Genomic DNA, 10,250 nt, shown 5'->3' with positions numbered 1-10,250 from the left:
CGCACTTACACGGTCGCCTCGTCCGTCTTCCTTCGCCGTACGCGTGCGGGCGCCGGCTCCTCCGCGGGCGCCTCGAACATCTTGAGCCGGAAGTCGACCACGGCCAAGGACACCAGGTTGACCAGAACACCAGGCAGCGCGTCGAGCTCCCGGTCGGCGAAGTTGAACACCTGACCGATCATGATGTTGAGCAGAACCACGTACCGGAGCACCTGCAGGCCGCGCTCCTCGGACGTGCGCCACCACGTCACGAAGCCCGTCACGATCACAGGTACCGTCAGCAGAAGCCAGCCAAGCCGGACGGTACTGGCCGTCGTCATCTCGTCGTAGCCGAGATCGAAGACGATCCGGACGATGTCCCCGACCGGATCGACCATCTGAAAGACGAGAATCACGACGACGGCGACATACGCCGACCGGCTTCGGACCACGGCGCGGACGAAACGCAGCACATACGAGCGGATCACCGCATACCGTCGCGCGCCGTGACGGTCGACCGGACAGGCCGCGACCATCTCCTCCACCGCATCGGCGGCACGCTCGTCCACTCCTCCGGCACGTGCAGCACCGACCAGCTGGAGCGCCTCGGCGCGGGCGACGTCGTCAAGCCCGTGCAGCTGGCCCGAGGCGCCGAGGCTGGCGGCGTTCGCCAACAGGGTCGCGGGGTCTCGCGGCGAGCGATCGGAGAGCCTGTGCATGACAAGCACCAAGCCGACGAAAACGACATACATGATGGCGAAGGACGGCTGGAAGAAGTAGTCGTTGTCCGACGTCACGAACTTGCCGACCTCGTCGATGAAGAGCCCGAATCCCACGCCGCCGATGACCGCGCTCGCCCCCTTCACGCGAGGACCGAGGAAACCGAGCAGAAGCACATGCGAGACGAGCATGAGCAGACCGCCCCAGAGCATGTGCGCGATGTGCAGGCCACCGCTGCCGATCTGTGGATAGCCCATCAGGATCAGGTAGCCGCGGGTGGCGAGGATGGCGCTGACAGCCGAGACGATGAACAGCTCGATCCTGATGACCGCATGGACGTCCTGCCCGAACTGCAGCTTCGCACGCAGGGACATGGCAGAACTCTCGCATACCCGTGCTCCGGCATGACGCAGGCTCGACGCCGTACGGTACCCGCGGGCCGCTATCCGTCCGCAGGCGGCCGGGATGAGTATTCCGCGCCGGCCTTGCGAGCCAGGAAGTCCGACAGCGGGCCGGGCAGTTCGGCGACACGTCCGCCCCAGTCATAGACGACCGCAGTGCCGGCAAGCAGGTCATGCAGCGCCCTATGCTCCCGTTGGACGATGATGCCGACGAACCCCGCACCGGCGGGTAGCGCACTCAACGGCAAGCACAGCGTCCGTATCAACGCGCGCCGACCGGAGAGCGTGGAACCATCCGCCGCCACCACCCGAAGCCCGACGATGCCCTTGCCGAGAGTCCGTCCGGCGATGGCCATACTGAGGTACACATACAGAAACGCCCAGAGGGCAAGCGCCACGGTGGACAGCACACCCGCCTCGTCCCGGGCCAGCGACGCACCGAACACCATTCTCGACAACAGGTCGAGACCCGCGAGACCGGCCGTGAACGAACCAAGGATGATCGCGACATCCAGCGCCGCGCTTGCCGCCCGGCTGACGACTCCGGCGTAATGGCCCGTCACCCTCAGTCTCGGCACAGCATGCCAGGCGTCACTGTGGCTCATGGTGCATGCTCCGCCACGAGTGCGGCCGGCCCCATCGGCTGCTCACCCGGATCGCGCCGGAGGATGCGGTTGATGATCCGGTCCACGACCACATCCAACCCGACGATCTGACGCCTCGCCAGGTCCAGCGCCGAACCCGCCACGCGGCCGGTGCTCTCCGCCACGATCTCGGGGACACCCGCCCTGCGCACGGCCGCCTCCAGGTCCACGTTCTGCAGGACGACGTCTACGTCCACCCGGGCCAGGAGCCGGTTCATGTCGACCCGGTCCATCAGCCGGTCGATGTCCACCCGATCCAGCAGCTGGTTCACGTCGACCCGGTCGAGAAGGGCGTCCACGCCGACCCTGTCGATCAGGCGGTTCACATCGACCCGATCCAAGAGCCGGTTGATGTCCACCTTGTCGAGGAACCTGTCGGCGTCGATCCGGTCCAGGAGTTGGTCGATGTCCACATGGTCGATGACCGTGTCCGGGTCGATCGTCTCGACGACCCGCCCCGTGACCGCCGCCGCCATGCGGCCGAGACGTCCCTTGGATCTACGGGATTCGCTACTCTCCGTTCCGTCGGTCATGGCCCTGTCCATCGATAGGCGTGATCTTCCTCAGGGTCTGGGCGGAAATAATGTGGTACTTCCGCGTTTGGTCACCAGGTGGTGGCCTCGGAGCCGACCCGGTCCCGATCTTACCGGTCTGGCCCCATGACAAGATCGGCAACTGGGTGTAGCTTCAGCCACTGATACGGTTCACGTGCTGCCGATCCCCGGAAGACGGCACTGGGCTGTACTTGTGCTCGGCAACATGACACGCTCGGTAACACGGCGGAGGTTACCTAGATGGCAGATCTTCTTGTGCTGGGCGGCGGTTTCGGTGGGCTCGCCGCCGCCCATGAACTACGGCGACGCCTGCCGCGAGGCGATCAGGTCACTGTCGTCGCGATGAGCGATCGCTTCTTTGTCGGGTTCGCCAAATTGTGGGATCTCGCCGGGGTACGGCCGCTGGTGGACGGCACCCGGGCGCTGCAGCGGCTCGAGGATCGCGGCATCAGGTTCGTCCAGGCGGAGGTCACGGCCATCGACCCGGCCGGCTGCGCGGTGGAGACCAGCGAGGGCAGGATCACCGGCGACGGCATGGTGGTGGCTCTCGGTGCCACCTATCGGCCTCAGCACTCCGATCTTGTCGACGCGGGCGCATACAACCTGTACCACGCCGCGTCGCTGCCGGACATACGGACCGCGCTCGAAGACCTCACCGAGGGCCGGCTGCTCGTCAGCATCATGGGCACGCCCTACCTCTGCCCTCCTGCACCGTACGAGGCGACCCTGCTCCTTCAGCAGCGGCTGCGCGACGAGGGTGTACGCGACCAGATCGACGTCGTCATCTCCACACCAGCGCCGCTGACGCTCCCAGTGGCAGGGCCGGATGCCAGCCGCTACCTTGCGGACGAGCTCACAGCGTCGGGTGTCGGCGTGCTCACCGAGCACCATGTCAGCTCGATCGACGGCCAGAACCGGACCGTGACCTTCCAGAACGGGACGGTACTCGACTGGCAGCTGATGCTCGCCGTTCCCGCCGCCGCGCCGCCACCGGTCGTCGCGTCCAGCCCGCTCGCCGGGGCAACGGGATGGATCGAGCCGGACCGGCACACGTTCACGACCTCGGCCGAACGCGTCTATGCGGTGGGAGACTGCACGCTCATCCGGACAGCCACCGCACAGCTGCCGAAGGCGGGCGTGTTCGCCGAGGCGGCCGGCAAGATCGCCGCGACCAACCTGGTCAGCGACCTCTACGGCGGGGACCGGTTGACCTTCGACGGCTACGGCTACTGCTTCGTCGAGCTGCCGGGACAACGGGTAGCCACCGTCGCCGGAGATTTCTACGCCAAACCCAAGCCCAACGTGCGGCTCGCCCCGCCGGACCGGGCAAGCTTCAGCGCGAAGCAGGAGTGGGAAGAGGAACGGCTCAGCTCCTGGCTGGGCTGACCGGACGGATCAGCCCTTCCTGGGCGATGGTCGCCACCAGGATCCCGTCCTGGGTGAACACCCTGCCCAGTGCCAACCCCCGGGCACCGTACGCGGACGGTGCGACCTGGTCGTACAGGAGCCACTCGTCTGCGCGGAACGGCCGGTGGAACCACATGGTGTGGTCCAGCGACGCGGTCTGCAGATCCGATGCCCCGATATACGTGCCGTGCGGAACCAGGGTGGCACCCAGTAACGTCTGGTCACTCGCATACGTGAGCACGCATGCATGCAGCGTGAGCTCGTCCGGGAGCCTTCCCGCCGCGCGGAACCACAGCCGGGCCAGCGCCGGATGCTCGGGTGAGGTCACCTGTCCACCCGGGCGCGAGTCACCGACATAGCGCACATCCAACGCGGCCCACTCCTGGTCCCAGAACGTGCTCGGCTGGCCGGACACCCTCTCGAGTACGTCGGCCACCCGGGGGCACTGCTCAGGCGGGGGCGCTTCTGGCATCACATCCTGGTGGTCGAGCCCTTGCTCCATCTTCTGGAACGACGCCGTGACGTAGAAGATCGGCCGGCCGTGCTGACGGGCGACCACCCTGCGGGTAGTGAACGACCGGCCGTCGCGGACCAGCTCGACGTCGTAGACGATCGGCACCGTCGTATCGCCGGCCCGCAGGAAGTACGCATGCAGCGAATGCACCGTCCGCTCCGACGGCACCGTCCGGGCCGCGGCCATCAGCGCCTGCCCGGCGACCTGTCCGCCGAAGACACGCTGCAGCCGGGTGCGTGGCTGCCTGCCACGGAAAAGGTTGTCCTCGATCGTCTCCAGGTCGAGCAACGCGGTGAGGTCGTCAAGAGAGTCAGGCACGGAAGGAATGCTCCCACATCTGCTGGTGGACCGGGACTTCGATACCGCCAAAGGCAGTTCGCGGCTATTCCCGCGTGTTCAGCGCATCTGGCTGTATTGAGGTCGGGTTTCCTGGCGCTTCGAGCCTACGTTCCCACCAGCGAGCCAGCAGGCAGACGAGCACGACGTAGGCCCAGCCGGCGAGTACGTCGACCATGTAATGCTCGCCGCTGTACACAAGCGCGAACGCCATCGCGAGCGGGAACAGCACCAGCCCGGCGAGCAACACCCACCGGACACCGTCGATCAGGATGTTGAAAGCGTCGCCACGCCCGAGTCTCTGCACGAACGGCCACAAGGTGATGACGACCAGCAATGAGAAACCTGCATGCAGGGACGGCAGCGCCGCCACATGGTTACTCTCGGCTTGCGCATCCTCCAGCCAGAACTCGGCGAAGCTCAGACCGAGCTCCCACCAGCCTCGCACCGATCCGCGCTCCACCTCCTGATCGATGACCCCGGTCCAGGCGGCATACCACGGCGGCGCCGCCGGTATCAGGATGTAGGTGAGCAGCCCGGCATAGGACAGCAGCAGCACTCGCCGGATGTAAGACATCCACACGGGACGTGACCACAAGTACAGCACGGCGGCGACAGCCCACGGCACGACGAAATGGGTGCAGTACACGATGGCCACGCCCACGTCCCACCAGTGCACCTGAGCGGCATCGAAAAGCCGCTCCTGCAGCCACAGGGTCGGCAGCTCTCCGGCGAAGAGCCACCGCTCGGCGTCCACGAGCTCGTCCACCCGCAGCGGCATACCCAGCCTGTCGGCAATGCCGCGGGTGTGGTCGTACAGCACGAGTGCGGCGAGCAACGGCAGCCAGTCCATGAAGACACGCACGTGTTGCCGCCAGGTCCTGTTCAGTCCCGCGCCCAGGATGCCGGCCAGGATCCACGCGGTCTGACCGATCCGGTCGATCGGCACACCTTGCGTCGCGCTGAACCACACCAACACGACCAGGTAGGCGGCGAGACCCATCCGGCCCGGTGTCACCCACGGCCAGCCAGGGGCAAGGCCGACGGCCACGATGCCGGTCAGGATCCACGCGGTCTGACCGATCCAGTCGACAGACAGTCCCTGGGCCACACTGAACCACAGCAGGACGATCAGGTAGGCGACGACGCCGACCCGGGCGGGCGTCAGCCACTCGGGAACCACGCGTGCCAGCGGCGCCAGCGTTCCCTGCCAGGACTGTGTCCACCGCGAGGGCGTGGCGACGTGCAGATCTGCGTCGATGGTGTCATCGGCGCGTGCCATGGGGAACTCTCCGCTCAGGCGAGCGTCATGCCTGGAACTGGTCGGGGTCGGGCTCACGGACGACGTCCGCGCCCAGCTGGTTCAGCTGCCCGACGAAGTCTGGATAGCCACGGTCGATGTGATGCACGGCGGACACCAGCGTCTCCCCTTCTGCCACCAGCCCGGCCAGTACCAGGCCGGCTCCGGCGCGGATATCGGTCGCGACGACGGGCGCGCCGGACAGAGTCTCCCGCCCCCGGATGACCGCATGGTGACCGTCGATCCGCACGTCTGCGCCGAGGCGGGCAAGTTCGTTCACGAACATGAACCGGGCCTCGTAGACGTTCTCGGTGATCATCGCGGTTCCGTCCGACACCGCGTTCAGCGCTACGACCATGGGCTGCAGGTCAGTGGGGAAGCCTGGGTACGGCAACGTCACCACGTCGATCGCTCGGGGCCTGCCGGACATCGACACTCTCAGGCCGACGCCGTCCTGGCCGGTGGCGGGCTCGATCACCGCACCGGCGCCGGCCAGCTTGTCCAGCACGAGCTCGAGGTGCTCCGCGCGGCCGTTCGTCACCGTGATGTCGCCCCGCGTCATCAGCGCGGCCACTGCCCAGCTGCCCGTGACGATCCGGTCCGGAACCGTCGTGTGGTCGACGGGTTCAAGTCCCGTCACTCCGTCGATATGCAAGGTCGACGTGCCCACGCCCTCGATCTTCGCTCCCATGCTGATCAGCATGTGGCAGATGTCGAGGATCTCCGGTTCCCGGGCGACGTTGTCGATCACCGTCTCGCCGTCCGCGAGAGCGGCCGCCATGAGGATGTTCTCGGTGGCGCCGACGCTCGGAAAGTCGAGCCCGATCATGGCACCTTTGAGACCGTCCGGCGCCCGCGCGACGACGTAGCCGTGTTCCACCTCGACGCTCGCGCCCAGCCGACGCAGGCCCGCTATGTGCATGTCCAGCCCACGCGAGCCGATCGCGTCGCCGCCGGGCAACGCGACATCGGCAGAGCCACACCGCGCCAGCAGCGGACCCAGCACGCAGATCGACGCCCGCAGCCTGCGGACAAGCTCGTAGGGCGCCTCGTGGTTGACCTTCTCCGGGACATCGATCGTGACCGTTCCATTGTCCCGAGACACCTCGGCGCCGAGTCTGCGCAGCAGCTCGGCCATGTACTGCACGTCGGTGATGGAAGGGACGTCACGCAGGGTCGTGCGGCCTTCGGCCAGCAATGCTGCTGCCATGAGCTTCAGCGCACTGTTCTTGGCACCGCTCACCCGCACCGATCCGCGCAGGGAGGCCCCGCCGGTCACTCGAAGTCTTTCCACTGTCAGCTTTCTCCTGTTTGGCGGAGTCCGCGCCGAGAGGTCACACACCTCTAGCGGACCAGATGTCCCCCCGGTGGCGCCGCCTCGAGCCAGGCGAGAAATGCGGTCGAGGCCGGTTCGGTCATAGAGACCTCTACTGTCGTCGGGCCAACAGCACATCCTAGGATGACGTGGCCGGCAGGCAGCTCGAAGTCCTCCTCGGTATCCGGTGTGCGGCGGCCGCTGATCGCCAGTTCACCACGCCGGAACGCACGCTTCGGGCGTGGCGCGAAGCTGAAGGTACGGAACCATTCGACGTACTCGCCTCGGTAGCGGCCGATACCGAAAACCCACCCTCCGGCCCAGCCCTCCTGGCTTCCGACCCGCATGCACATGTCGAACCCACCCTCGCGCTGAAGCACACTTCGGCGCAGGTAGAGCACGACCAGGGCGACGGCCACGAACACCGCGAGCGCGATGAGCACCACCGCTACCCATGCAATCAGCGCCACCTATCACCCCCGATGATGTCCGTTCTGGCCACGCTGCCCGCGTGGTGGGCCGACTATCTGACTCCTGCTACCTGCAGCCTAGCCTGTGCCCACCGGCTGGCAGCTTGGTCCTCTCCTGCCGCGGCGAGTTCTGACTCCACACTAGCGGCATCAATTTCATCGGCAAGTTGGGCCGCCTCCGCAAGCACGGCGACATGGTCTTCCGACACCGACAGGAAGCCGCGATCCACCGCGGCCAAGACTGCCTCGCCTTCACTGGTCCGCACGGTCACCACGCCCGTGGCCAGCAGCCCAAGCACAGGCTCGTGGCCGGCCATGATGCCGATCTCACCCTCGGTGGTCTTGGCGACCACGATGGAGGCCGCGCCGGACCACACCTTACGGTCCGCCGCGACCACCTCGACGTTGAGCTCTCCCGCCACGCGTGTTCCTTCCGTGCCCGCTCTTACGAGGCGAGCGTGTTGGCCTTCTTCTCGGCGTCCTCGATGTTCCCGACGAAGCTGAACGCCTGCTCGGGCAGGTGATCGTATTCGCCCTTGCAGACCGCGTCGAACGACTCCAGAGTCTCCGACAGCGGCACGAAGACACCGGGCTGGCCGGTGAACGCTTCAGCGACGAACATGTTCTGCGACAGGAACCGCTGCAGGCGCCGTGCCCTGTTCACCGTGACCTTGTCCTCTTCGGAAAGCTCATCGATACCCATGATGGCGATGATGTCCTGCAGATCCTTGTACTTCTGCAGGATCTCCTTGACCTGGCTGGCGATGCGGTAGTGCTCCGCACCGATGGTCGCCGGGTCCATGATCCGGCTGGACGAGTCCAGCGGGTCCACCGCCGGGTAGATGCCCAGCTGCGAGATCGGCCGCGAGAGGACGGTACGAGCATCCAGGTGCGCGAACGCGGTGTGCGGCGCCGGGTCGGTGATGTCGTCCGCCGGCACGTAGATAGCCTGCATCGACGTGATCGACCGGCCACGGGTGGACGTGATGCGCTCCTGCAGTTCGCCCATCTCGTCGGCCAGCGTCGGCTGGTACCCCACCGCGGACGGCATCCGGCCCAGAAGCGTGGAGACCTCGGAACCGGCCTGGGTGAACCGGAAGATGTTGTCGATGAACAGCAGCACGTCCTGCTTCTGCACGTCACGGAAGTACTCCGCCATCGTCAGCGCGGACAGCGCCACCCGCATACGGGTCCCCGGCGGCTCGTCCATCTGGCCGAAGACCAGCGCGGTGTCCTTCAGGACGTCCGCCTCGCCCATCTCGACCCAGAGGTCGTTGCCCTCACGGGTACGCTCGCCCACACCGGCGAAGACCGAGGTCCCGCCGAAGTTCCGCGCGACACGCGTGATCATCTCCTGGATCAGCACGGTCTTGCCGACGCCCGCACCGCCGAAGAGACCGATCTTCCCACCGCGAATGTACGGAGTCAGCAGGTCCAGCACCTTGATGCCGGTCTCCATCATCTCCGTGCTGCCCTCGAGCTGGTCGAACGCCGGAGGCCTGCGGTGGATGACCCAACGATCGTCGGCCTTGACCTCTGACGGGTCGCAGTCCAGCGGCACGCCGAGCGCGTTGAACACGTGCCCCTTGACGCCCTCGCCTACCGGCACAGTGATGCCGTTCCCGGTATCGAAGACCTTCGCGCCGCGGACCAGGCCGTCGGTGGGCTGCATCGAGATGGTGCGCACCAGTCCGTCGCCGAGGTGTTGCTCAACCTCGAGAGTCAGCATGCGGTTACCACCCGACTCCTCGGGCAGCTCCACATCGACCGTGAGCGCGTTGTACATCGCGGGCATGTGGCCATCGCCGAACTCGACGTCGACGGTCGGCCCGATCACCCGTACGACGCGACCGGTCGCGACCGCGGTCTCATCAACAGTGGCTGTCATATCCTTACTCGCTTCCTGCAGCGGCCAGCGCGTCCGCTCCGCCGACGATCTCGCTGATCTCCTGGGTGACCTCGGCCTGACGGGCTGAGTTGGCCTGCCGAGTCAAACTGTCCTGCATCTCTCCAGCGTTGTCCGTCGCCGACTTCATGGCCCGGCGACGGGCAGCCCATTCAGACGCCGCCGCATCCAACAACGTCGTGTATACGAGGTTACCCGCATACTGCGGCAACAACGCGTCCAGAACCTCTTCCGCCGACGGCTCGAACTCGTACAGCGGTAGCGCCTCCTCGTCCGCCGGAGTTGGCGTCGTTGACCGTTCTTCCTCCGCTTGGTCCGCTCCGCCCGGAACCCCGGCCTCGGTGTGGTGCAGCGGCTCCGGCACGTCCTCGACGACGATCGGGAACAGCCGGCGCGCACGCACCTCCTGGCTGACCATGTTCTTGAAATGGGTGGAGACGACGTGGATCTCGTCTACGCCGCCCTCGTCGGCCGGAGTGTTGATCGCGTCAAGAAGGTCGTCCGCGATCCGTCGCGCATCGCTGTACTGGGGGTTGCCCGAGAAGTCGAGGTACTCCCCGGCTAGCTCCCGGCCACGGAACCGGTACCAGTTCGCGCCCTTCTTACCCACCACGTACGGCCGTACTTCCTGGCCTTGCTCGTGCAGCAACCCGGTCAGCGCTTCCGCTTGGCGGATCACACCCGCCGAGTACGCACCTGCGAAG

The 10,250-nt window shown here is 66.5% G+C and carries 10 protein-coding genes and 1 pseudogene; 1 reads left to right on the top strand and 10 read right to left on the bottom strand.

Translation table 11 applies throughout. The annotated features are described in order from the left end of the window. Window positions 1–5: 5 nt before the first annotated feature. From ELR45_RS15345 to ELR45_RS15335, 3 genes are all read right to left on the bottom strand, one after another. On the bottom strand, window positions 6–1,073 hold the full coding sequence (locus ELR45_RS15345) for a hypothetical protein (RefSeq protein WP_129667199.1): 1,068 nt from the start codon (window positions 1,071–1,073) through the stop codon (window positions 6–8). A 68-nt stretch (window positions 1,074–1,141) separates the two neighbouring features. Beyond that, a complete protein-coding gene (locus tag ELR45_RS15340; protein WP_129667198.1) occupies window positions 1,142–1,705 on the bottom strand; it encodes an RDD family protein in 564 nt (187 codons plus the stop codon). After that, on the bottom strand, window positions 1,702–2,277 hold the full coding sequence (locus ELR45_RS15335) for a hypothetical protein (protein ID WP_129667197.1): 576 nt from the start codon (window positions 2,275–2,277) through the stop codon (window positions 1,702–1,704). The genes ELR45_RS15340 and ELR45_RS15335 overlap by 4 nt, the downstream gene beginning before the upstream one ends. Window positions 2,278–2,538: 261 nt before the next feature. Between ELR45_RS15335 and ELR45_RS15330 the strand changes: the two genes are divergently transcribed. After that, window positions 2,539–3,684, top strand: a complete 1,146-nt coding sequence (locus ELR45_RS15330; protein ID WP_129667196.1) for an FAD-dependent oxidoreductase — start codon at window positions 2,539–2,541, stop codon at window positions 3,682–3,684. Here ELR45_RS15330 and ELR45_RS15325 read toward each other — a convergent pair. The 7 genes and pseudogenes from ELR45_RS15325 to ELR45_RS15295 form a co-directional block, all read right to left on the bottom strand. Continuing rightward, window positions 3,665–4,537, bottom strand: a complete 873-nt coding sequence (locus ELR45_RS15325) for an acyl-CoA thioesterase (RefSeq protein ID WP_129667195.1) — start codon at window positions 4,535–4,537, stop codon at window positions 3,665–3,667. The genes ELR45_RS15330 and ELR45_RS15325 overlap by 20 nt on opposite strands. A 64-nt stretch (window positions 4,538–4,601) precedes the next feature. After that, the gene (locus ELR45_RS15320; protein WP_205856639.1) at window positions 4,602–5,837 is read right to left on the bottom strand and encodes a phosphatase PAP2 family protein; all 1,236 of its coding nucleotides are present in this window, start codon (window positions 5,835–5,837) and stop codon (window positions 4,602–4,604) included. A 25-nt stretch (window positions 5,838–5,862) separates the two neighbouring features. Beyond that, window positions 5,863–7,149: a UDP-N-acetylglucosamine 1-carboxyvinyltransferase gene (gene murA, locus ELR45_RS15315; protein ID WP_129667194.1), complete on the bottom strand. Its 1,287-nt coding sequence runs from the start codon at window positions 7,147–7,149 to the stop codon at window positions 5,863–5,865. 50 nt (window positions 7,150–7,199) lie between these two features. Next, window positions 7,200–7,640, bottom strand: coding sequence for a DUF2550 domain-containing protein (locus tag ELR45_RS15310; protein WP_205856638.1), 441 nt, complete (start codon window positions 7,638–7,640; stop codon window positions 7,200–7,202). A 53-nt stretch (window positions 7,641–7,693) separates the two neighbouring features. Next, window positions 7,694–8,062 (bottom strand): F0F1 ATP synthase subunit epsilon, encoded by a 369-nt coding sequence (locus ELR45_RS15305; protein ID WP_129667193.1) that lies wholly within the window; start codon window positions 8,060–8,062, stop codon window positions 7,694–7,696. Window positions 8,063–8,085: 23 nt separating this feature from the next. Continuing rightward, complete coding sequence (gene atpD / locus ELR45_RS15300) at window positions 8,086–9,528, bottom strand: F0F1 ATP synthase subunit beta (protein WP_129667192.1); 1,443 nt, start codon at window positions 9,526–9,528, stop codon at window positions 8,086–8,088. Window positions 9,529–9,532: 4 nt separating this feature from the next. Beyond that, a pseudogene (locus ELR45_RS15295) lies at window positions 9,533–10,250 on the bottom strand (F0F1 ATP synthase subunit gamma); the annotation flags it as partial.

The sequence above is a fragment of the Phytoactinopolyspora endophytica genome (assembly GCF_004138495.1).
In the GTDB taxonomy this organism is placed as follows: domain Bacteria; phylum Actinomycetota; class Actinomycetes; order Jiangellales; family Jiangellaceae; genus Phytoactinopolyspora; species Phytoactinopolyspora endophytica.
This window is presented reverse-complemented; position numbering and strand designations above follow the sequence as displayed.

What these genes read in the sequence shown, in the direction of transcription:
- ELR45_RS15345 (WP_129667199.1), bottom strand. Translation starts at nt 1,073, where the DNA reads ATGTCCCTGCGTGCGAAGCTGCAGTTCGGGCAGGACGTCCATGCGGTC.
- ELR45_RS15340 (WP_129667198.1), bottom strand. Translation starts at nt 1,705, where the DNA reads ATGAGCCACAGTGACGCCTGGCATGCTGTGCCGAGACTGAGGGTGACG.
- ELR45_RS15335 (WP_129667197.1), bottom strand. Translation starts at nt 2,277, where the DNA reads ATGACCGACGGAACGGAGAGTAGCGAATCCCGTAGATCCAAGGGACGT.
- ELR45_RS15330 (WP_129667196.1), top strand. Translation starts at nt 2,539, where the DNA reads ATGGCAGATCTTCTTGTGCTGGGCGGCGGTTTCGGTGGGCTCGCCGCC.
- ELR45_RS15320 (WP_205856639.1), bottom strand. Translation starts at nt 5,837, where the DNA reads ATGGCACGCGCCGATGACACCATCGACGCAGATCTGCACGTCGCCACG.
- atpD (WP_129667192.1), bottom strand. Translation starts at nt 9,528, where the DNA reads ATGACAGCCACTGTTGATGAGACCGCGGTCGCGACCGGTCGCGTCGTA.